Source organism: Umezawaea tangerina, assembly GCF_003002815.1.
Taxonomy (GTDB): domain Bacteria; phylum Actinomycetota; class Actinomycetes; order Mycobacteriales; family Pseudonocardiaceae; genus Umezawaea; species Umezawaea tangerina.
Genome location: NZ_PVTF01000005.1, coordinates 49,499 through 71,348, shown reverse-complemented (window position 1 = coordinate 71,348; position 21,850 = coordinate 49,499). Strand labels below are relative to the sequence as shown.

At 70.9% G+C, this 21,850-nt stretch carries 18 protein-coding genes and 1 pseudogene; 9 read left to right on the top strand and 10 right to left on the bottom strand.

The features are described 5' to 3' along the window. Positions 1-2: 2 nt before the first annotated feature. The gene (locus tag CLV43_RS17865; RefSeq protein WP_106188351.1) at positions 3-932 is read left to right on the top strand and encodes a hypothetical protein; all 930 of its coding nucleotides are present in this window, start codon (positions 3-5) and stop codon (positions 930-932) included. Here CLV43_RS17865 and CLV43_RS17860 read toward each other — a convergent pair. Next, positions 905-3,190 carry an ATP-binding protein gene (locus tag CLV43_RS17860; RefSeq protein ID WP_146174793.1) on the bottom strand — a complete coding sequence of 762 codons (2,286 nt, stop codon included), beginning with the start codon at positions 3,188-3,190 and terminating at the stop codon, positions 905-907. The two genes, CLV43_RS17865 and CLV43_RS17860, sit on opposite strands and share 28 nt — an antisense overlap. Before the next feature lie 381 nt (positions 3,191-3,571). On the opposite strand from CLV43_RS17860, the gene purM reads away from it, so the two are divergent. The 4 genes from purM to CLV43_RS17840 all read left to right on the top strand — a co-directional run bounded on the left by purM (position 3,572) and on the right by CLV43_RS17840 (position 6,636). After that, the gene (gene purM, locus CLV43_RS17855; protein WP_425445762.1) at positions 3,572-4,630 is read left to right on the top strand and encodes a phosphoribosylformylglycinamidine cyclo-ligase; all 1,059 of its coding nucleotides are present in this window, start codon (positions 3,572-3,574) and stop codon (positions 4,628-4,630) included. A gap of 310 nt (positions 4,631-4,940) precedes the next feature. Continuing rightward, entirely contained in the window at positions 4,941-5,264 is a 324-nt protein-coding gene (locus tag CLV43_RS17850; RefSeq protein ID WP_106188348.1) for a hypothetical protein, read from the top strand. After that, complete coding sequence (locus CLV43_RS17845) at positions 5,261-6,220, top strand: hypothetical protein (protein ID WP_106188347.1); 960 nt, start codon at positions 5,261-5,263, stop codon at positions 6,218-6,220. Before CLV43_RS17850 ends, CLV43_RS17845 begins: the two co-directional genes overlap by 4 nt. Further along, entirely contained in the window at positions 6,217-6,636 is a 420-nt protein-coding gene (locus CLV43_RS17840; protein WP_106188346.1) for a hypothetical protein, read from the top strand. The genes CLV43_RS17845 and CLV43_RS17840 overlap by 4 nt, the downstream gene beginning before the upstream one ends. Positions 6,637-6,649: 13 nt before the next feature. On the opposite strand, the gene CLV43_RS17835 is transcribed toward CLV43_RS17840, so the two are convergent. The 3 genes from CLV43_RS17835 to CLV43_RS17825 are packed head-to-tail and all read right to left on the bottom strand — an operon-like array spanning position 6,650 to position 10,219. Further along, complete coding sequence (locus CLV43_RS17835; RefSeq protein WP_146174792.1) at positions 6,650-9,121, bottom strand: FtsX-like permease family protein; 2,472 nt, start codon at positions 9,119-9,121, stop codon at positions 6,650-6,652. A gap of 5 nt (positions 9,122-9,126) precedes the next feature. Continuing rightward, positions 9,127-9,855: an ABC transporter ATP-binding protein gene (locus CLV43_RS17830; protein WP_106188344.1), complete on the bottom strand. Its 729-nt coding sequence runs from the start codon at positions 9,853-9,855 to the stop codon at positions 9,127-9,129. Positions 9,856-9,859: 4 nt separating this feature from the next. Further along, the gene (locus CLV43_RS17825) at positions 9,860-10,219 is read right to left on the bottom strand and encodes a hypothetical protein (protein WP_106188343.1); all 360 of its coding nucleotides are present in this window, start codon (positions 10,217-10,219) and stop codon (positions 9,860-9,862) included. A 152-nt stretch (positions 10,220-10,371) separates the two neighbouring features. On the opposite strand from CLV43_RS17825, the gene CLV43_RS17820 reads away from it, so the two are divergent. The 3 genes and pseudogenes from CLV43_RS17820 (at position 10,372) to CLV43_RS17810 (ending at position 13,081) form a co-directional block, all read left to right on the top strand. Beyond that, on the top strand, positions 10,372-11,532 hold the full coding sequence (locus CLV43_RS17820; RefSeq protein WP_106188342.1) for a sensor histidine kinase: 1,161 nt from the start codon (positions 10,372-10,374) through the stop codon (positions 11,530-11,532). 10 nt (positions 11,533-11,542) lie between these two features. Continuing rightward, entirely contained in the window at positions 11,543-12,190 is a 648-nt protein-coding gene (locus CLV43_RS17815) for a response regulator transcription factor (protein ID WP_106188341.1), read from the top strand. Between the two features lie 85 nt (positions 12,191-12,275). After that, positions 12,276-13,081, top strand: a pseudogene (locus CLV43_RS17810) (IS5 family transposase). Between the two features lie 93 nt (positions 13,082-13,174). Here CLV43_RS17810 and CLV43_RS17805 read toward each other — a convergent pair. Then, complete coding sequence (locus tag CLV43_RS17805) at positions 13,175-14,200, bottom strand: streptomycin biosynthesis protein (RefSeq protein WP_245886618.1); 1,026 nt, start codon at positions 14,198-14,200, stop codon at positions 13,175-13,177. Positions 14,201-14,505: 305 nt separating this feature from the next. On the opposite strand from CLV43_RS17805, the gene CLV43_RS17800 reads away from it, so the two are divergent. Further along, positions 14,506-15,093, top strand: a complete 588-nt coding sequence (locus CLV43_RS17800) for a GNAT family N-acetyltransferase (RefSeq protein WP_106188340.1) — start codon at positions 14,506-14,508, stop codon at positions 15,091-15,093. Between the two features lie 14 nt (positions 15,094-15,107). Here the strand turns inward: CLV43_RS17800 and CLV43_RS49305 are convergent, their stop codons facing one another. The 5 genes from CLV43_RS49305 to CLV43_RS17775 form a co-directional block, all read right to left on the bottom strand. Continuing rightward, complete coding sequence (locus CLV43_RS49305) at positions 15,108-15,236, bottom strand: hypothetical protein (protein WP_425445760.1); 129 nt, start codon at positions 15,234-15,236, stop codon at positions 15,108-15,110. Between the two features lie 106 nt (positions 15,237-15,342). After that, on the bottom strand, positions 15,343-16,800 hold the full coding sequence (locus CLV43_RS17790; protein WP_106188339.1) for a cytochrome P450 family protein: 1,458 nt from the start codon (positions 16,798-16,800) through the stop codon (positions 15,343-15,345). 22 nt (positions 16,801-16,822) lie between these two features. Further along, positions 16,823-18,208 (bottom strand): condensation domain-containing protein, encoded by a 1,386-nt coding sequence (locus CLV43_RS17785; protein WP_106188338.1) that lies wholly within the window; start codon positions 18,206-18,208, stop codon positions 16,823-16,825. Beyond that, complete coding sequence (locus CLV43_RS17780; protein ID WP_106188337.1) at positions 18,198-20,033, bottom strand: ABC transporter ATP-binding protein; 1,836 nt, start codon at positions 20,031-20,033, stop codon at positions 18,198-18,200. The genes CLV43_RS17785 and CLV43_RS17780 overlap by 11 nt, the downstream gene beginning before the upstream one ends. After that, positions 20,030-21,766 (bottom strand): ATP-binding cassette domain-containing protein, encoded by a 1,737-nt coding sequence (locus CLV43_RS17775; protein ID WP_106188336.1) that lies wholly within the window; start codon positions 21,764-21,766, stop codon positions 20,030-20,032. The genes CLV43_RS17780 and CLV43_RS17775 overlap by 4 nt, the downstream gene beginning before the upstream one ends. Positions 21,767-21,850 lie beyond the last annotated feature (84 nt).

Below are 21,850 nucleotides of genomic sequence, written 5' to 3'. Positions count from 1 at the left end.
TGATGCGCGGCGACGGTGAGGACCAGGTCACGGCCATCACGGCGGCGAGGTCGTGCGCGGTCACGGCGCTGGGAACGGTGTTTTCGCGGGACATCACGGGCTTGAGCGAACGCGATCTCCACGACAACTGGCAAGCCGAGATCGCGAAGACACCCACGGTCACACCGCACGGTTGGTACGCGCCGCCACCGGCCGGTATGAGTGTGCTGGTCGGCGCACCCCCGGACTACCGCCGTGCGAACTTCACCTCACTGCGCGACCACGCCAAGTGGCCACGACCCGACAAGTTCGCCACCCGCGACAGTCTCCTGTTCGTCTACTGCTCACCAGTCGATCGCCGCACAGCGATGCTCGGTGACTTCCAGGCCACCTTGTACGGCGGTGACGTCGCCGAGGTCCAGGACCACATCACCGTCGCCTTGGAGGTCACGCTCGACGCGGTCGCCTACGCCGAGGTCGGCATGGAGTACCGGGAGTTGTACGACCACGCGGTCGCCGCAATGCGACGGCGGGAGGTCACCAATGACACGCACAGTTCCACGGACCGCTCCGGGGACACCAACATCGGGCACACGGTGCCGTGGTTCGGTGCGGAGCCCGAGGACGCGGTCCGGGCGGCGTTGCGCGACGAGGACCACCTTGCGCTGGCGGCGGCGATGAGCGGTGCTCGGAGGTTCCTGACCGAACGGCAGCGCGCGAGAATCGGCTGTGACGAGGCGTTCACCGTGGAGCCGCAGATCACCAGTCGACGGGGAGTCCTGGCGAGTTTCCACTTCATCGTCGTCTTCACCGGGGGTGCGAAGCTCGTGCTGGCGGGATTGTCCCCGCTCTTCGCCCGGTTCGACATGGCGCGCTACTTACCCGGTGAGCTGACCGCGGCGGTAGCCGAGCACGACCGGCAGGCTCAGTCCGGCGTACCACCGTCCGCCTGACCACCTGGCGAGATGCTTCGCCGGTTCGGCGTGGCAGAGTTCAGCTCGGCGGTGATCGCTGCGGCCCGTGCACGCAGCGATGGTGCTTGCCCGGTGTGGTCGAGACTGCCTGTGGTCAGCACATGGGCGATCCTGAGCAGGATCTCCGCGGTTGTCGACCGGTCGCCTATGGCCTCGTAGAGGACCGATGCCTCGGTGTAGGCCGCTAACGCGCCCGCGTAGTGCTCCTGCAACCGCAGCGTGTCGCCCATGTTCATCAGCACGCCTGCCTCGACCACGCGGTGTCCTAGGTTGCGGCTGATCTGAAGAGCTTTGATGTGCTGCGCCGCCGCGGCGGCGTAGTCACCCGACTGGTGGTACGCCGCACCGAGTTGGTGCAGCGCGAGCTCCTGGACTATCTGGTCGTCCAACGTGTCGGCCAATCGTAGGGATTCCCGTCCGGAAGCCAGCGCGTCCGGGAGCCGACCTGCGGCGACCTGGGCTTCACCGAGGTTGTGCAGCGTCCACGCCCTGGTCCACGTGTCGCCGACCTCCTCGGAGATGCGCAGCGATTCGCGGAAGATGTCGATCGCCCTGGCTGGTTCGCCGAGTCCGGTGACGCACAAACCGATGTTGCTGAGCGCCGTGGCGGCGCCAACGCGGTCACCGATCTCCTCGCGAAGCCGGAGCGCGCGCTCGAAATGCGCGAGAGCTTCCTGGAAGTGCCCGGCTTCCTTGTGCGCCACGCCGAGTCGGTGTGACATCACGCTCTCCGCCTCCCTGTCCGACAGCCGGGCAGCGACGCGTGAACCGATGGTGTACGACGCGACCCAGTCGTCGGAGTAGTTGCGCACGTAGAAGAAGCTGAAGAGCACTGCCGGCAGCTTCCAGCCGATCTCCGGGAACCCCGTCTCCTCTGCCGACCGGATCGCCGACACGAGGTTGAGCCGTTCCGACTCGCACCAGTCGATCGCCGACTCGTAGCTGGTGAAGTGCAGCGGCGTGACCCCGGGTGGTGGTGTGGGCAGGGCTACGTGCCGCCGATGCGGCGCCAGCACGCGGTTGGCGCGATCGGCAGTGTGGAGGTACCAGAAGAGGACGCGCTCGCGGGCAGCCCGTTGGAACTCCGCCGACTCCTCTTCGTGGACGCGCCGGATCGCGTACGCGCGCAACAGATCGTGCAGCCTGAACCGGTCCCGGCTTGTTTCCTTGATCAGGTGCGCGTCCACCAACTCCTGCGTTCCCTGGCGGGCCTCCCGCTCGCTTTCACCCAGCAGCGCGGCGATGGTGGGTACGGTGATCGAAGCTCCTGTGTGCAGCCCGATCAGTCGGAATGTCCTTGCCGCCCGGTGGGAGAGTGCCCGGTACGACCACGAGAAGACCGATTCGACGGCTGCGGCCTCGTCATCGCGCACGGTGAGCGTGTCCAACGACTGCGACTCGGTGCCGAGCTGGGAGATGATCTCGTTCAGGGGAACGAACTCCGTCCGGCTCACCACCTCAGCGGCCACCCGCAACGCCAGCGGCAGCCGTGCGCACCGGTCCGCCAACGTGGGCAGGTCATCGGGTCTGCCATCCGCGACCACCTGGGACGGGAGCAGTTTCGTCAACAACGACACCGAGTCCGACCGCGACAGCGGGGAGATGGTCACTCTGCTCGCACCGTCGCGGATCACCAGACCGCCGAGGCGGTGCCTGCTGGTGACCAGGGTGAAGCAGCCAGGACTGCTCGGGATGAGTGGTCTCACCTGCTCGGAGTCGAGGGCGTTGTCGAGCACGACGAGCATCCGCCTGCCCTGGGTCAGTGTCCGGAACAGCGCGGCACGCTCTTCCAGGGACGGCGGTATCGGGTGACGGCCAGGGAGGCCGATCGCTCTGATGAACTGGTTCAAGGCCTCACCCGGCTCCAGCGGTGCGTTGCTGGGGTCGAAGCCGCGCAGGTTGAGGTAGAGGCTCCCATCCGGGAATCCGGCCGCGACACTGTGGGCCCAGTGAAGCGCGAGCGCGGTCTTACCGACCCCGGCGGTGCCCACGATCGTCGCTACGGCTACCGACGAGCCAAGCCGTCCCAGGACCGCGAGCGAGTCCAGGCATGCCTGCTCCTCGTTCCGGTCGACGAAGTGGTCCACGCTTCGTGGTAGCTGGCGTGGTGTCGGCCACGCGAACACCGTCGCCGTTCCTCCGGCGTGCAGCGTGCCGATCTGGGTGACGTTGCCCGTCACGATGCCCTTGAGGGCGTTCTTGATCGAGTTCGTCAGGTCGTTCGACGGATCAGTCAATCGTGTTCACACCCGGTGGCTATTCGCCGTCGCGGGGCATGCGTCACTGATCCGCCGATTGACGGGCTTCGGTGCGTACGCCCCCTATGTAGACCAAGGGTACCGATGACGTGGCCGGCTTCTCTGCAATATCCGGGAGAGTGCTACCTCTGGTCGGGCGATCGCCACGCCGACGAACGAGTGATTTTCCGGCTGGATGGGACTGTGTTGGCGATGCCCCTTTCGATCGGGTGAGCCAAGCGTGTGAGATGGTACCGCCCGACTGTTCCGTGCTTGATGGCCGATCACGCATGGCTGTGAAATGTGAGGCGATGTCGAGGATGCGTCGGTGGGCGCGGTTTCGGCATGCGCATTCCAACTGTGACAGAAAAGGGCGTCTCGGTGAGTGTCGAAAGTGGAATGACCTACAAGGGCTCCGGTGTCGACATCGAAGCCGGTGATCGGGCAGTCGCCCTCATGAGGGCGGCCGTGTCGTCGACCGACCGGCCTGAGGTTGTCTCCGCGATCGGCGGTTTCGCGGGTCTCTTCGACGTCTCGCGCCTGAAAGGGATGCGTCGACCGCTGCTGGCGACCTCGACCGACGGTGTGGGCACCAAGCTGGCCATCGCTCGCGCACTGGGCAAGCACGACACCATCGGGCTCGACCTGGTCGCGATGGTAGCCGACGACCTGGTGGTCTGCGGTGCTGAGCCGCTCTTCCTCACCGACTACATCGCGTGCGGGAAACTGGTCCCGGACCGGATCGCGGCGATCGTCTCGGGTATCGCCGACGGCTGTCGGCAAGCCGGGTGCAGCCTCATCGGCGGAGAGACGGCAGAGCATCCAGGTGTGATGGCGCCGGACGAGTACGACGTCGCCGGTGCCGCCACCGGGATCGTCGAGGCGGATGCGGTGCTCGGCGCGGACAAGGTCCGGCTCGACGACGTGATCATCGCGATGGGTTCGTCGGGGCTGCATTCCAACGGTTACTCGTTGGTGCGGAAGGTGTTGCTGGACAACGCTGGTTGGGATCTGTCGCGGCATGTGGACGAGTTCGGTCGGACGGTGGGTGAAGAACTGCTCGAGCCCACGACCATCTACAGCAAGGCATGCCTCGATCTTGTTGCCCGAGCCGAGGTCCACGCCTTCTCCCACATCACCGGTGGAGGCATCGGCGGCAACCTCGGCCGTGTGGTGCCGGAAGGCCTCATGGCGACGGTAGATCGGTCGACCTGGTCGCCGCACCCGATTTTCGGAGTGGTGGGCGAAGTTGGCGGAGTGGCTGTGGAGGAGTTGGAGAAGGCTTTCAACATGGGTGTCGGAATGATGGCGGTGGTGGCGCCGGACAGTGCGGACGCCGCGGTGGACGTCCTGGTCGAGCACGGTTTGTCGGCCTGGGTGGTCGGTCGGGTGGATTCGAGTGACGGCACCAGTGTGGAACTGGTGGGTGAATATAATTGACAGGTCACTGTCGTGACCATTCGGAGGCCGCCTTGTTCTTGATGTCCTGAGTACCTCCTCTGCCGCACGTAAGCAGCTCAGGAAACCTACGATCATCACAACCGGTGTTCCCCATATGACTAGGGCGTTTTTCTGATACTGACCACGGCGCGGCCTTGATGACAGGCCGGTCTGGCAGGTTGTCGGACGTCCCGCTCTCGGGGGCATCCGGGTGAGCGGGCTTTCCGCCGTGCGGGTGGACCGGTGCGAAACGCCGGTCGGGCGCGGGTGGCGTGGTTACGCTGCTGGTATCCGATGAGGGGGGCCTCAGATGGCGGATTTCGAGACTGATCTCCAGGACGTCGAGAACGGGATCGTGCGCGACGTGGTGCCGATGGTCGAGCACTTCACCAAGGTCGTGTCGGACCTGGAGACGATCACCGAGGGTCGTGCGGCGGCGATGTTCGGCGGGGGAGCGTTCTTCAGCACTGTGCAGGCCATGTCGCTCTACGAGTCGACCAGCACGGCGGCGGTGGAGGGGCAGAGAGCGGTCGTCGGGTCGCTGGAGGCGTTCCGCGAGGCGTTGGAGGATGTCGTGCGGACGTACCGGGCGGTGGACGAGGGCGCGGCCGACGGGTTCAGGGGGTCGCTGTGACCGACGAGCTGGATCCCGTGTTCACGCAGGGCATGCGCGGGATGATGCCCTTCATCGTCGAGTACCTGAACTGGGCCGCGTTCATGACCGGGAAGCAGGTCGGTTTCGGGCTGCCGCAGACGGGGGAGGACCTGCCGCTGTCGGGCCGTTCGGCCGACGACTTCATGCGGGTCCCGCGGATGCTGTCCGGGCAGTCGTTGGACGACGTCGCGGCCGTCTACGAAGCGCTGGTGCGCAACACCCGCGACATCGACGACGGCGTGGAGGCGTTCCAGACCGCGTGCGGCAACATCTTCCGCAACTGGGAGGGCAGGGCGCAGGAGGCGTGCGCCATGTACGGCGCGCGGCTGATGGACTACGTCAACGACGAGCGCGACGTCACGACGCGCCTGGCCGCGGCCGTGCTCGCGTACGGGGCGATCATCAAGTCCGCCCGCGAGGACTGGGTGAAGCTCGCGAACCAGTTCCTCGACGCGCTGGCGCAGAAGCTGGAGGAGGACTCCGCGTCGGGTTGGAAGGTCGTCATCACCGCGCTGGGCGTCATCGCGACCGCGGCGCTGTCCACGACCGGCGGTGGGCTCGCGATCGCGATGACGTTCGCGGGAGCCGTGTACAACGTGGTCGTGGCGGCGGGCACGGAGGCGTTGAAGGAGTCGCTGGACGGCGAGACGTTCGGCCAGATCGGCCACAAGTTCCTCAACGCCTGCGACGAGCTGGAGGACCGCGTCAAGTCCGCGCTGCGGACCGAGGTCGAGGACAAGCTCGCCAAGCTGAACCTCGAACGCCCGTCGCCGCCCGCGCTCCCGGTCGACGTGGGCTCGTTCGACCGCGACCCCGGCGCCGAGCTGGTTCCCGAGCACCGCACACCGGGCGTGGACGGGTGGCTGGAGCGCAAGGCGGAAGAGGGCGGGCAGGCCGACCGCGCTTCGGCCATCACCAACCGCCTCGGCACATGAGGGGCCTGGACGACGAGTTCCGCGAACGCCTCCTGAGGTCCATGCGCCGCAACCCGGCGAAGGCCCTCGACGACGCGCTGGCCCGGACTCGCGAGGTGACCGGCGCCGCACGTTCCCCCGACGGCCGGGTCGAGGTGGCCGTGGACGCCACCGGCATGCTCACCCGCCTCGACCTGGGTCCGTCCCGCCACGACGAGGCGCTGGCGAGGCAGATCTCCTACGCCGTCCTGAAGGCCTCGGCCGGCGCACGGGCCGAGGTTCGCAACCTCTACGCCGGACTGGTCGACGCGGGCGTCATCGACGAGCTCCCCGCCTGGCTCCCCGAACCCCCACCACTGCCCGCCGCACCACCCGCCCGTCGCGGCCCGGACCCGGAGGAACCGCCGTACGAGCTCAGGTCCGAGGACGCGTGGTGAGCACTCGCCGCCGTCACGTGTTCCGGAGCGCGCTCATCGGTGAGGTGCGTGCCGCCCGTCGTGCGGGGATGACGGCGGCGAGGAGGGTGAGCAGCAGGGAGCACGCGGCGGTGACGGCGAGTTGCCCGAAGGGCACGGTCACCGCGTCGAAGTCCGGGAGCGCTCTGGTGGTCAGGGCGCCGTAACCGGTACCCAGCAGGAGGCCGGGAACGATCGCGCAGAGCGCGAGGAGACCGGCCTCCCAGGCGATCACGGAGCGCAGCCCGGAGCCGCGCAGGCCCAGGGCGCGCAGTACCCCGGCCTCGCGGGTGCGTTCCAGCACCGAAAGGCCCAGCGCCACCGCGACGCCGACCACCGACACCAGCACGGTGAGCCCGACGAGGGCCAGTGCGACGAGGCGGAGCGCGTCGACGGTCTCCTGGTCGGCGGCCCGTTCGTCGGCCGGGAAGTCGAGTCGCAGCAAGGGATCCAGCGGTACGGCCGCGTCGAGCGGGCCGTGCAGCGCGGCGGGGTCGACGCCGTCGGCGGCGTTCACCAGCAGCGAGCGGATCGGGGCTTCCGGTGCCAGCGCTGCCATGTCGGCCGGGTGGAGCACGACGTCGTCGAGCGGGACGTCGTCCGGGAACACCATCGCGACGACACCGGTCGCGGTGCGACCGGACAGGGTCACCGCGATCCGCTCGCCCACCTCCGCGGCGAGCGCTTCGGCCTGGCGGTGGGACAACGCGATCCGGCCGGGTGACCAGCCTCCATCGGGGTGGGGGAGGCGGGGGTGCACGGTCAGGTCCGGGGAGCCGACGGACGTCCGGGTCGACGAGGCCCCGACGGTCGCGGTGGTTCGCCGCACCGGTACGACCGCCCCGACCAGGGGCACCGCCCGCACCGCGTCGACCACGGCCGGGGAGATCGCTGCCTGCTCGTCGGAGGACCAGCAGGCGATCACGGCGTCGCTCGGGGAGCGGCCGTACACCTTGTCGTGGCTGCCGTCCTCCAGCGACGCGAGCACCACCAGCACCGCGCAGACCATGGTCGTGCCCAACGCCACCACCGCCGCGCACGCGGCACTGCGCCGGGGCACGCGCACGACGTTGCCCGCGGCGAGCCTGCCAGGCAGGCCGCCGAGCCCGCGTCCCACCGCGGTGAGCACCGGTGCGGCCTTGCGCAGCAACAACGGGCCGAGCGCCAGCAGGCCGCCGAACAGGGCCAGACCGGACCCGACGGCGGACAGGACCACGACGTCGGGCACGCCGGTGCCGAGGTGGGCGACGACGCCGAGGAACGCCGCGGTCGCCACCGATCCGGCGGCCAGCAGCACGCGGGGGACACCGATCCGGTCCGCCGTGTCGCGCACGGCGGAACCGCTCAGCGCCGCCACCGGTGGGACGCGAGCGGCCGCGAGAGCCGCAGGGAGGGCGGCGACGACCGCGAGCAGCACCGAGACCGCCACGCACAACGGGATGCCCGCCCACGGGAGGGACAGCGCGGGAACCTTCGCGACACCGCTCGCCGTCGCGACCGCGAGGCCACCACGCACCGCTCCGACCGCCAGTGCCGCGCCCGCGACCCCGGCCACCAGACCGGACAGCGCCGCCTCGGTCACCACTGCCCGGACGACCTGCCCCGGCCGCGCTCCCACGCAGCGCAGCAGCGCGAGCCGCTTCTGGTCGCGGGTGAGCAGCACGCGGAAGGTCGAGGAGACGATCACCGCGGCGGCCATCAGCGCGACCGCGATGAACGCGAGCAGCAGCAGGAACACCGAGTCCACCGACTCCAGCGCCCGCGCCTCGTCCTCCGCGCGGATGCCCGCCCCGGTGCGGACGAGGACGTCCTGGCCGCCGAGTCCGGCCTCGATCGCCCGCACGGTGGCCGCGGGGTCCGCCGAGGTGGTGTCGACCCGCTGCCAACCGGTGGTGTCGAGCCAGGTCCGCGCGTTCGCGGGGGTGGTGAGCACCGCCGAGCGCAGCCCGTCGGGGACAGCCGCGATCGCGCTGACCCGGACGGTCACCGCGGGTGCGGACGTCGGGTGCACCACGATGGAGGTGCCGACGCGGGCGTGCAGCCGCTCGGCGAGCCCCGGTGGCAGCGCGACCTCGTCGGGACGCCGCGGGGGAGTGCCCTCGACAAGGCGCACCGGGCTCATCGGGCCCTCCATCGCGATGCCGTGCAACGCCTTCGGGGCGCGGCCGGTGCCCTCGACGAGCACCGGACCGTAGGTCACGGGGGACACGCCGTTCACACCGGGCGCTGCGGCGATCCGCGTGAGGTCGTCGTCGGTCAGCGGTGTGTCGCGGTCCTCGGTGGTGACCACGACGTCGGTCGACGCCGTGGTCGTCGCCCCGGCGCCGATCACGGCGGCCCGCAGCGACGAGCGCAGGACCACCGATCCGGAGAGGAAGGAGGTCGCCACGAGCAGGGCGACACCGGTGAGCAGCAGTCGCGACGGCCGTCGGCGGATCTGCCGCAGGGTGCTCTTCGCCAGTCCCATCCCCTTCACCCGGCGAGTTTTTCTGGCTCTACGGCGATGTCCTGGGACGTGGACCCGTGCAGCTCGCCCGCGACCCGGCCGTCGGCGAGCAGCACGACCCGGTCCGCGTAGCCCGCGGCCACCGGGTCGTGGGTCACCACGACGACGGTCCGGCCCAGCGACCCGGTCGACCGCCGCAGCAGCTCCAGGACGTCCCGGCTCGCGGCCGAGTCCAGGTTGCCGGTCGGCTCGTCGGCGAACACGACCGCGGGGCGGGTGATCAGCGCCCGCGCGATGGCGATCCGCTGCTGTTGACCGCCGGAGAGCTCGGTGGGACGGCGGTCGAGGTGCGGCCCGATGCCGAGCGCGGCGACGATCCGGTCGAACCAGGCCCGGTCGGTGCGGCGGCCCGCGATCTCCAGCGGCAGCAGGACGTTGTCGCGTCCGCTGAGCTCCGGCAGGAGGTTGTACTGCTGGAAGACGAACCCGATCCGGTCGCGCCTCAGGTCGGTGCGCCTCCTCTCGTCCAGCCCGGTCAGGTCGGTGCCCTCCACGGTGACGGTGCCCGCGCTCGGGCGGTCGAGACCCGCCAGGCAGTGCATCAGGCTGGACTTCCCGGATCCGGACGGACCCATGATCGCCGTCAGTTGTCCTTTGTGGATCGTCAAGTCAACGTCGCGCAGCGCGTGCACCTCGGTCGGGCCGCGGCCGTACACCTTGCGCAGGCCGGTCGCGACGACAGCGGGGGTCGGCATCGGCTCAGTCCTGGTTGTTGGCGTTGCAGGCGGCCTTGCCCTGGTCGTCCACCTTGGACTCCTGGCGCAGCTCCCCGTCGACCAGGATCCGGCACACCGTGCCCGGCCCGGCGTCGCTGACGGAGACCGTGTTGAACCCGAACCCCACGTTGCGGGCCGTCTCGAACGGCAGCGGCGTCGACTTCGGGACGGCGTCCGTCTCACCCGCGAACTGGACCACCACCTTGGCGGTGCCCTCGCCGCGCACCTCCACCCGGACGTCCCAGCTCTTGCCGAACAGGCCGCAGCCCGTGAGCGAGGTGGCGGACAAGGCGAGCACGGGGAGGAGCAGGAGCAGCTTGCGGGATCGCGGGTTTCGGGTCATCGGTGGTCTCCGTTCCGGTCGGTTCTGGTGTGGACTCCGATCCTGGCGGCTTCCCGGCCTGCCGGGGTCGTGCGCGAGTACCGATCCAGGCCCCCGACGTTCAACCGAAAGTCTGAACGTCGGCGGGCCGCGGGCGGGTAGCGTCGGCCGTCGTGAACTTCGCTGTCCGCGCGTCGCGGGAGCTCGGTGCGGACGTCCTGGTGACCGCCGGTGTGCTCGCCGTCCTCGCCCTGGTCGACCTGGGCACCTTCACCCCGCGCACGCCGACGGGACAGGCGCTGATCGCCTCGGGCGTGGTCGTCGGTGTGCTGTGCGGGCAGGTCATCCGCCTGGTCGCCACGGCGAGGCCCGCGCGGGCGGTCGTGCTCGCGCTGGTCGCCGTCGCGGTCTCGACCGGGGTGACCGCGTTCGTCGAGGACGTCGTGCGCCAGCGCGAGTGCGGACTGGTCGAGCTGGCCGCGCTGCTGCTGGTGCTGCGGGCGTTCGTGCGGGGGACTTCCTGGCCGTGGCTGCCGGTCGGCGTGGTCCCGGTGGTGGGCGCGATCGAGCTCCTCCAGCTGCGGCTCGCGCCCGACATGGCGTTGCCGTTGATCAGCGATGTGGACGTGTGGTTCGTGCTGCTCCCCGCGGTCTTCCTCGGGTGGGGTGTCCACCTGCGGTCGCAGGACCTGCGCCACGCCTCGGAGGCCGAGCGCGTCCGCCGGTCCGAACGGCTGGAACTGGCCCGCGACCTGCACGACAACGTCGCGCACTACGTGACGGCGATGATCGTGCAGGCACAAGCGGGCGAGGCCGTCGTGGACCACCCGCAGGGGCGGCAGCTGTTCGGCAACATCGAGCGGACCGGGCAGGACGGGCTGGTGGCGATGGGCCGGATGGTGCGGCTGCTGCGCGACGGCGAGCAGGAGGCGCCCTGCGTGGTCCGCAGCGTCGACAGCATCCGCGGCCAGGTCGACCGGTTCGCCGAGGAGGGCACGGCGGCCGAGCTGGTCCTGGGGCCCGGCGTGGACTCGGTGGTGTGGTCGCCGCAGGTGGCGAAGTCGGTCGAACGGCTCGTGCAGGAGGGACTGACCAACGTGCGCAAGCACGCCAGGTCGGCCACCTCGGTCCGGGTGACCGTCGAACCGGACGGCGACCGGCTCGTCGTGCGGGTCGTCGACGACGGCGCGAGGACCGCGAGACCGAGGTTCCGGTCGAGCGGGTTCGGCATGATCGGGCTGCGCGAACGCGTCTCCGCTCTCGGCGGCGAGCTCGTGAGCGGCCCGGTCGACGGCGGCGGCTGGCAGCTGCGCGCCTCCATCCCCCTCCGGTGAAAGGGTTCCCGTGGCGGTGACCGTGGTGGTCGCGGACGACCAGGAGATGATCAGGGCGGGGTTCCGCCTGATCCTCGACGCCCAGGACGACATCACGGTCGTCGGCGAGGCGGGCGACGGTGCCGAGGCCGTCGAGCTGGTCCGCTCGCTGCGCCCCGACGTGTGCCTGATGGACATCCGGATGCCGAAGGTCGACGGGCTCCAGGCGACCAGGACGATCAAGCGCGAACCGTCGACCGCGACGACGAACATCGTGGTCGTCACGACCTTCGACCTGGACGAGTACGTCTACGGCGCGCTGCGGGCGGGCGCGGGCGGGTTCGTGCTGAAGAACTCCGGCGCGCGACTGCTCACCGAAGCGGTGCGCGCGGCCAAGAACGGCGAGTCGCTCGTCTCCCCGTCGATCACCCTGCGGCTGCTGGAACACGTCAACGCCCACCGCGCGCGGGACGACACCGCCGCGACGACCTTGACCGCCCAGGAGCTCAAGGTCGTCACGCGGGTCGCACGGGGCTGGACCAACAGCGAGGTCGCCGCCGACCTGCACCTGGCGGTGAGCACGATCAAGACCCACCTGGGCCGGATCCAGGACAAGCTGGTGCTGCGCAACCGCGTCGAGATCGCGGCTTGGGCCTGGGAGCACGGCATCGTGACCTAGCTTGAGTTTTAGACCTTCTAACACAATGGGGTGATCGGCAGACGAACTCCCTGAGCGGGGACGTCACCCCTCCGACGGGGTGGAGGTGTCGAAGCCGTGGCTGGTCGAGGACGAGTTGTGGGATCTGGTCGACCCGTTGATCCCGGTGCCACCGCGTCGGACCCGTAACCCCGGCCGGAAGCGATTACCGGATTGTCCGTGCCTGCAAGGCATCCTGTTCGTGCTTCACACCGGCATCGGCTGGGAACACCTGCCCCGGGAGTTGGGGTTCGGGTCCGGCATGACCTGCTGGCGACGACTGCGGGACTGGAGCGAGGCCGGCGTCTGGCAACGCTTGCACGAGGTGATGCTCGCCGGACTCCGCGAGGCCGACCGGATCGACTGGTTCCGCGCGGTCGTGGACTCCTCCCACGTGAGGGCGTTAGAAGGGGGCCGTGCACCGGCCCCGAGCGCGGTCGACCGCGGACGTGTCGGTTCCAAGCACCATCTGATCACCGACGGTGGAGGCATCCCGTTGGCCGTGATCCTCACCGGCGGCAACAGCCACGACATCACCCGACTACTACCGCTGGTCGACGCGATCCCGCAGGTACGCGGCAAGCGCGGCCGCCCGCGCCGCCGCCCGGACACTGCTGGGGGACCGCGCCTACGACAGCGACAAACACCGCCAGGCGTTTTGCGGCGCCGAGGCATCACCCCGGTTCTGGCTCGGCGGCGCACGCGCACGGGTCCGGGCTGGGAACCCTGCGCTGGGTCGTCGAACGCAGCAACTCCTGGCTGCACCAGTTCCGGCGCCTGCGCATCCGCTGGGAACGCCGCGTCGACATCCACGAAGCGTTCCTCAAGCTGGCCTGCGCACTGATCTGCTACCGGCGACTCCACTCATTCTGATAGGAGGTCTAAAACTCAAGCTAGCCGTCCGCACGGGGCTCCCGCCGGGACGACGACCTTCCGAGGTCGTCGTCCGGCGGGAGCCCCGTGCTGTCAGGCCCGCTCCCCGGTCCGCGGGGCGTCATCGGTCGTGCGCCGATCGGTCCGGAGTGCGGCGAGCTGCTCGCTCAACCTCGCCCACGACCCGGCGTTGTACTGGGCCAGGTCGGCCACCGTGCCGATGCAGTGCGTCGGGATCGCGTCGAGGGGCAGTGCCGCCAAGCCGTCCTCGACGGTGTGCGCGCCCAGCCACCGGAGCAACGACTTCCCGGCCTCGGTGAACCGCAGCGACGGGTCGTTCCGCAGCCGTCGTAGGATCTCCTCGGGATTCACCTCCCGTTGCGGCTGCGGTGTTCCGGCCGACACCGGACCGGTTTCCGCCTCGGTGGCCTTGCGCCGCGTCACCGCCGGATCGGCGCCGGACTGCAACCGCCTGCGCACGTCGAGCGCGGTCGACGGCGCTATGCCCGCCACCCGCGCGATGTCCCGCAAAGACCGTCCCGGATTGGCCCGCATCAGCTCACCCGCGATCCGCCGCCCGTCCGAGCTGTCGAGCGGACGCACCCGCCCGTCCCGGCCGACCCTGGCGGTCGGCCCGTCGCCTCCGGGGTTCGAGTACTTCCGCATCGCGCCGACCGTGTTCGCCGACAGTCCGCTGACCTGTGCGGTCCACCGGTCCGACCGGTGCGGGTGCGTGGACATGATGCGCGCCGCGGCGACCCTCCGGTCGGCCAGCGACAAGGGCAGGCCGTTCCTGGTGTTCGCCTCGACCGCCAGCACGAACGCGTCGTCCTCGGTGCCGTCGAAGAACTGCACCTCGATCTCTTCGCGAGCCCGCAGCAGGGCCGCGCGGAGGCGGTGCATCCCGTCGACGACGCGCATGGTGGGCCGGTAGACGATGATCGGCGGCAACGGCGCGTCGACCTCCGCCAACGCGTACACGTGGTTCGCGTCCTCTCCCGCCGTGCGCGGCGAGTCCGCCGACCGCAACACCTTGACCGGCACCGACTCCACCGGCCGCACCCCGGACTGATGTGCCAGCCAGGGCGACAGCGCCTCATCGCCATCGGACAACGACACGCTCAACGCTCCGAAACCCGTTTCCGCCGGCAGGCGCCAGGACGTGGATCCTCCGACGACCCGGGCACCACATCCGCAAGGCTCGCCCCCAGCAAGCGTTTCCCCATCCGTGAACCTCCTCGTCAAGGCAGCGGCGCCGACCAGGTTTCGCGGAACCGGTACAACCCCGGTACAGACCCCGAAGCAGGTCGGGGCTCCACAGTGGATAACCGGTGGCGGGGCTCGTCGCAGTTGCGCGACACTCGCCTCCTCGGTTGTTCCGGGCACGTCGCAGCACTCCGGCTACCGCAGGTGAGGAGGACCCGATGACTTCACCACTACGGCCGACCGACATCCGGCTGGTCGGTGACCGACTGGTCCTGCGCGAGTTCGCCGACACGGACCTCGACGCGGTGCACTCCTTCGCCGCGGACCCGTTGGTCACCCGGTACACCGACTTCGGCCCCAACAGCCTCGACGACACCCGCGCGTTCCTGGCGGAGGCCACCTCCCAGGTGACCACTCCCGGACGGACCCACTTCGCGCTGGCGGCGACGCTGGCGGACTCGGGCGAGCTGATCGGTTCGGTGGCGATCGGCGTCACCAGCGCCCGACACCGGCAGGGCGAGTTCGGTTTCGTGTTCCACCGCGGGTTCTGGTCGCGGGGGTACGCCACCGAGACGGGCGCGCTGCTGCTGCGGTTCGGGTTCGACCACCTGCGCCTGCGCCGCGTCAGCGCGACGTGCCACCCGGACAACCACGCCTCGGCCCGTGTGCTGGAGAAGGTCGGCCTGCGGTTCGAGGGCAGGATGCGCAGCCACCTGTTCGTCCGCGGCTCATGGCGCGACTCCCTGCTGTACGCCGCCGTCGACGACGATGGCGGGGTCGGCCTCGAACGCGGGCGCACCGGCTGAGACGAGGTGGACGGCTAGGGCGTGTTCCACATGTGGCGCAGCCAGATGGTGATGGCCGCGACCTGAACTGTGGCCAGGAAACGGACCGCGAGCTCGTCGTAGCGAGTGGCCACCGCCCGGTGCTGCTTGATTAGGCCGGCCACGAGGTCTCCGGTGGTGGGGGTTTGCTTGGTCGCCAACCCGTCTACCGGAGACCTCGCCTTGCTTCAGGCACCGACACACCGCTGGTCAAAGCCTGTGAAACACGACCTAGAGCGCTTGGCGGTTCCCGACGATGTGCTCGGCGAGCCTGCCGACCGAGGAGGCGCTGTCGATCGCGACGTCGTCCTCCATCAGGGAGACGCCGAACACCTCCTCGGCGTGCGTGAGCAGCTGGAGGATCACCAGCGAGTCGAACCCGGCGAAGTCGCGCAGGTCGCTGGTCTCGTCGAACGCGACCTCGCGCAGCTCGGGCATCAACAGCGTGACGCGCTCCGACAGCTCCCGCACCACGGACTTGCGATCGTCAACCATGTACGTCCTCTCCACTGACACGCGGACCGGCAGGTTCTTCAGCCCCCTGGTGACCGAGCTGCGCCACCAGGTCGGAGCGCCGTCGGGCCGCAGGTCGGGGAACCGGCGCAGGAGCGCCCCGATCGCGATCCGCGCCTCGATCGCGGCCAGCGGCGCCCCGAGGCAGCGGTGCAGGCCCGACCCGAAGGCCAGGTTGCCGCCCGCCGAGCGCGTCACGTCGAACGCGGCCGGGTCGGTGTACCGGTCGGGGTCGCGTCCCGCGGCGGCCAACCCGAGCAGCACGGTCTCGCCGTCGCCGGGCACGGCGGTGTCGCCGATGGTGATGCCCGCGGTGGTGAACCGCTCCGCGGCGAGCTTGAGCGGAGCCTCGTGGCGCAGCGCCTCCTCGACGACCCCGGCGACGAGGTCGGGGTCGTCGCGAACGCGGGCCAGCTGGGCGGGGTTGGTCAACAGCAGGTGCACGGCGTTCGCGATGAGGTTCACCGTCGTCTCGTGCCCGGCCACCAGCAGGAAGAACGTCATGGACAGCAGCTCGGCCGCGCTCAGCGCGGTGGGGTCGTCGCGCCGCGCCTCGATCAGCTCGTCGAGCAGCCCGTCTCCCTTGTCGTGCTCCTTGGCGGCCAAGAGCCCCGCGAGGTACTCGTGCATGGCGGCAAGCGCTTCCCGCGCCTCGGCGCTGCCGCCGTCGGAGACGACGATCGCGTTCGTCCACGCGCGGAACCGCGTCGGGTCGAGGTCGTGGACACCGAGGATCCCGGTCATCACCGTGACGGGCAGGGGCAGCGCGAACGACTCCACGAGGTCGACCGCGCCCGCGCGCTCCACGTCGTCCAGCAGGCCGTCGACGATCTGCTCGATCCTCGGGCGCAGCAGCTCGACCCGGCGCGGGGTGAAGTGCTTGGCCACCAGCTTCCGCAGCCGCGTGTGCCGCGGCGGATCGCTGAGCAGCAGGTGCGCGCCGGAGGTGTCGCGTCCCCGTTCCCGACGCGACCGGGCGACGTCGTTGCTCAGACCGGGATCGGCGAGCGCGTCGCGGACCTCCTTGTACCCCAGCACCAACCACGCGGTCCTCCCGTCCGGCAGGAGCGCCCGGTGCACCGGTCCGCGGTCGCGCAGCTCCCGGTAGACCGAGTGGGGGTCGTCGTAGTACCTCTCGCCGAACTCGCGCAGGTCGATCAGGTCCGGGTCCAGCACGGCGCGGACTCCTTCCGGGGGCTCAGGTGCGGCCGTCGAGGCGGATCGGTGTGCGGACAAGGCATTCGAGGAGCTGCCCCACCGCCCCGCCGACCGCGGGGGAGGTCGCGCGGTTGGCGAGGAACGCGGCCAGCGCGAGGAGCAGCCGCTCCGGCTCGGCCAGCGCCAGGTGGCGGCGGTCCACGATCAGCACCGACTCGGGGCCGTCGGCGCCGTCGCGGACCTCGAGGTAGAACTTGCTGCCGTGCAACGGGAGCCGGAGCGCGGGCACCGCGGAGGACACCTCCCGCAACGCCGTCACCTCCTCGACCCTGGGGGGCTCGCCCGGTCCGCGCCGGTCGACGTCGCGCAGGTCGTTGTGGAAGCAGTCGAACAGCTGCGGCGGTGCCACGTCGTAGATGTCCGCGAGCCGGTAGCGGCCCATCGAGTAGCCGCGCACGCTCGCCGTCATGGTCCGGGTCACGACCTCGTCGAACGTGGACCCGCCCACGTGCACGACCGTCGCGCAGGACTGGGAGATGGTGCCGACGAACGCCTTCTCGGCGTCGGTGAAGCGGTTGGAGATCATGTTCTTGAGCACGACCGTAGGTCTGCCGGACAGCGCCGAGACCAGCACGGCCGTCGCGGCCATGAACACCGCTGGGGTGGTGACGCGGCAGCGCCGGGCGATGAGCTCGACGGCGGGCGCCACCACCGGCGCCGACATGCTGCTCACCAGCCACCGGGGGTCGATGTCGGAGTCGTGCAGCGCCAAGGGGAAGTGCACGACGTCGTGGGTGTCCACCAGGCGGTGCCAGCGGGCGACCGCGGCGGCGTTGCGGGCCTGCGCCGCGGGTGACTGCTCGTCGATCGCGAGGTCCGCGGCCGTCATCGGAGGGGTCCGGTCGGCCCGCGGTCGTTCGCCCGCCAGCCGCGCCGCCAGGTCCTCGTGGAGCAGGTTCTTGCCGATGCCGTCGAACGACAGGTGCGAGCCGACGAACAGCAGGTGGGTCGGCGTGCCGTCGTCGACCAGCACCGCGAACCGGACCGGCCAGTCGGCCGCGTGGTCGAAGGCCCGCTCCGCCAGGTCGTCCAGCACGGTCAGCACCGGCGTCGCGTCGGAGGCGCGCACGGTGACGGGGAGCTCGCCCGACCGCTCGACCACCTGGGTGATGTGCCCGTCGGCCGACTCCGGGTACCTGGTCCGCAGGGCCTCGTGCGCCGCGGCGGCCTCGCCGACGGCCCGGCAGACGTCGTCCACCGTGCGGCCCTCCGGCACCGCCAGCGCGAACTTGGCGTTGAGGAAGGCGTCGTTCGGCCGCATCCGGCCGATCGTGTTCCACATCGCCTGCTGCGCCCAGGTGGGGGGAGCGGTGATGGACCGGGAGCCGTGGAAGACGGCGCCCGCCGTGCGGACTTCAGTGCTCATCGTTCATCACTGCCCGTCCTGTCGCGTCGGACGCCGGTCCGACGTAGGAGTCGCGCTGCAAGGTGTAGAGCCGGGCGTACGTGCCGCCGGCCGCCATGAGGTGGTCGTGGTCGCCCTGTTCGACGACCGCGCCCCGGTCGAGCACGATGATCAGGTCCGCCATCCGCACCGTGGAGAACCGGTGCGACACCACCACGGTCACCGTCCCGGACCTGCGCGCCATCGCGCGGGCGTAGGACAGCTGCCTGGTGTAGACCTCGGACTCGCTCAACGGGTCCAGTGCCGCCGTCGGTTCGTCGAGCACGACGAGCAGCGGGTCCTGCCGCATGTGGCCGCGGGCGAGGGCGACCTTCTGCCACTGGCCGCCGGACAGGTCCACGCCCCCGAACGTCGTGCCCAGCTGGGTGCGCAGGCCTTCCGGCAGCGCGGCCACCACGTCCTCGGCGCCCGCGTCGCGGACCGCGCCCTCGACGCGCGGCAGGTCGTCGACGGCCGTCAGGTCGCCCACGCCCACCGACTCGCGCGCGAGTGCCTGCAACCGCACGAAGTCCTGGAACCCCGCGGCGACGCGCGCCCGCCATGCCTCGGGAGCCATCGTGTCGAGCGGTCGGCCGTCGACCTCGATCCGTCCCGACGTCGGCGCGTGCATCCCGGTCAGGAGCTTGATCACGGACGTCTTGCCGGATCCGTGCGCGCCGACCAGGGCGACCATGGTGCCGGCGGGCAGCTCCAGGTCCAGGTTCGCGAGGACGGGCCGTGAGGTGCCCGGATAGGTGAAGGAGAGGTCGCGCAGGGCGATGCCCCGGTGCAGTCGGCCGCCGATCCCGTCGTGCTCCCCGGCGGCCTGCCGCGCCGTCGGCGCCACGGTCGCCCGCACCTCGTCGTAGGCCGCCGCGGTGACGACGCCCTCGGACATCCTGCTGAACCCGTTCACGGCCATCTGCACCGAGAGCTGCTGCTGGCGGGCGATCGCCAGGATCATGACCAGGTCGCCCGCCCCCACCCGGCCGCTGTCGATCTGCGTCGCCGCCCAGACCAGACCCGCGCCGATCGCGAGCACGTACACCAGCCAGCCCGCCGCGAGCAGGACACCGGCGCGGGCCTCGGCCCGGTCCAGGACGCGCGAGGCGGTCGCCCACTGGCGCTCGTGCTCGTCGAGCACCGCGCCACCCGCGCCGGTCACCCGCAGCTCGCCCGCCACACGGGGGTCGTGCGTGAGCCGCAGCAGGTTCGCGCCGACCCGCAGGGGCTCGTCCGCGGTCTCCACCGCGCGCCGGACGCCGTCCTGGCCGACCTTGTTGAGCCACAACGTGATCAGGATGACCGGGAGCACCAGCAGCAGCGCGGGGGAGACGGTCGACATGACGACCAGGGTCAGGGCGACCGTCAGGCTGATCGCGGCGACCTCGAGCGCGGCCCAGACGGTGTCCGCGATCGTGTACCCCTTGGCCGAGACGCGGTCGACCTGGTCGAGCGTGCGCGGGTCCTCGAGGTGGTCGACGCGCGGCTCGGTCGCGGTCAGGCGCATGACGTCCTCGGTGACCAGGTGCCCGACCCGGTCGCGGACGTCGTTGCGCAGCTGGTTGCGGACGCCGCGGCTCTGGCTGACCGCCGCCCACGCCGAGGCGGCGAGCACGGCGTGGACACCGGCACCCGCGGGGTCGCCCCGCAGCGCCGCGTCGGTGAAACCGGCCAGCAGCACCGCGAACGCGGGCTGGCCGACGACGTCGATCGCCAGCGTGAGCAGCACCGCGGCGCACCGCCACGGGCTCGCGCGCCACATGGTCCCGGCGAACGCCGACCACCGGCGGGTGGAGCGGATCATGAGAGGTCCTCCGCGAACGGGCTCGCCTGCACGTCGAACATCCGCGCGTAGTCGGCGGGCGAGGCGATCAGGTCGGAATGGCTGCCGAGCTCGCTGACCACGCCGTCGCGGAAGACGGCGATCCGGTCGGCGAAGCGCACCGTGGCCAGCCGGTGGGAGACCAGGATGATCGACGCGCCCCTCATCGCGGTCACGACCTGGTGGAACACCGCGAACTCGGCGTCGGCGTCGAGGTGCGCGGTCGGCTCGTCCAGGACCAGCACCTGTCTTCCGGCCCGCACCGCGAAGAGAGCGCGCGCCAACGCGACGCGCTGCCACTGCCCGCCGGACAGGTCCGTGCCGCCGGTCCGGCCGCGGGAGAGCGGCGTGTCCCACCCGGTGTCGGCGGGCACCAGGTCCGCCAGGTCGAACTCGGCGGCGACGGCCTCGAACAGCTCGTCGTCGTGACGGCGCTCCGGCGCCCCCAGGGTGACGTTGTCGCGCAACGACAGGTCGAGCCGGGCGAAGTCCTGGCCCACGAAGGCGATCCGGTCCCGCCACGCCCGCGCGTCCAGGTCGCGCAGGTCGACGCCGTCGACGGTGATCCGGCCGCGATCGGGCTCGTACAGCCGTTGCAGCAGCTTCACGCACGTGGACTTGCCCGCGCCGTTGACCCCGACGACCGCCACCACCTCGCCGGGCGCGACGTCGAGGGTGATCCCGGACAGCACCGGATCGCCGTCGCCGTAGGCGAAGGCGACGTCCTCGAAGCGGATCGAGGGCGGTCCGCCGGTGGGCGGCGCGAACGGTTCCGGTGCGGGAGCGGGGGGCAGCACGGTCCGCAGCCGGTCGTAGGCGTCGAGCGGGGCCCTGCCGTGCGCCAGCACGAAGACGTCCCAGCTGACCGCGCCGAGTCCCAGGGCGCCGAACACCGCCATGACGTGCTGGGCGACCGGCCCCGGCTCGGCGACGCCGACCACGGCGAGCAGCCCGACCAACGCGGCCGCACCCACCGGCGCCAGGGGCAGCCAGGCCAGCACGAGCGCGCGGGCCCGTGCCCGCGACACCGTCCGCACCCGGTCGGTGTGCCGGTCGCGCCAGCGGTCGACCACCCACTCCGCCAGCCCGAAGACGCGCACCTCCTTGGCGCCCTCGATCCCCGTGGCCAGCCTGCGCCAGTAGTCGGCCCGCCCGGCCAGGGCACCCGCCCGCACCACGACGTCGTTCAACCGGACCAGCACGCGGGTCGTGGACACCCTGGCCAGCACCAGCAGCACGAGCATGGCGAGGGCGGCGAGCGGGGCGCGGAAGGACAGCAGCACCAGGCACCCCAGCGCGGCCGCGACCTGGCTGATCACGACGACCTGGGCGGCGCTCGCCCGGCCGGGGGTGAAGCCGTTGACCTCGGACGTGGCCCGGCCGATGAGGTCGGCGACCACCGGGTCGTCCAGGTGCGAGACCCCCACCGGGGACAGGGCCAGTGCGCCGACCGACCGGCGGAACCGGCCGTCGATCTCGCGTGCGACGCGCTCCCTGATCGGGGCGATCGCGATCTCCGACAGCTGCTGCACGGCCAGCAGCGCCACCAGGGTCGCCGCGGCGACCACGAGGGGACCACCCGTGGAGGACCGCTCGACCAGCGACCCGAACGAGAACGCGACCGCCGGGGGCAGGCAGCTCTCCACCACCCCCATCGCGATCGCGATGATCCTGACCCGCACCGGCACCAGCCCCAGCAGGGCCAACGGCCGCACCGATCGACGCAACCCGCTCGACGAGAACAACGACTGCCTCCGGTTGGGACATTTCCGGTGACGACCGGGGGAAACCCGATTCCT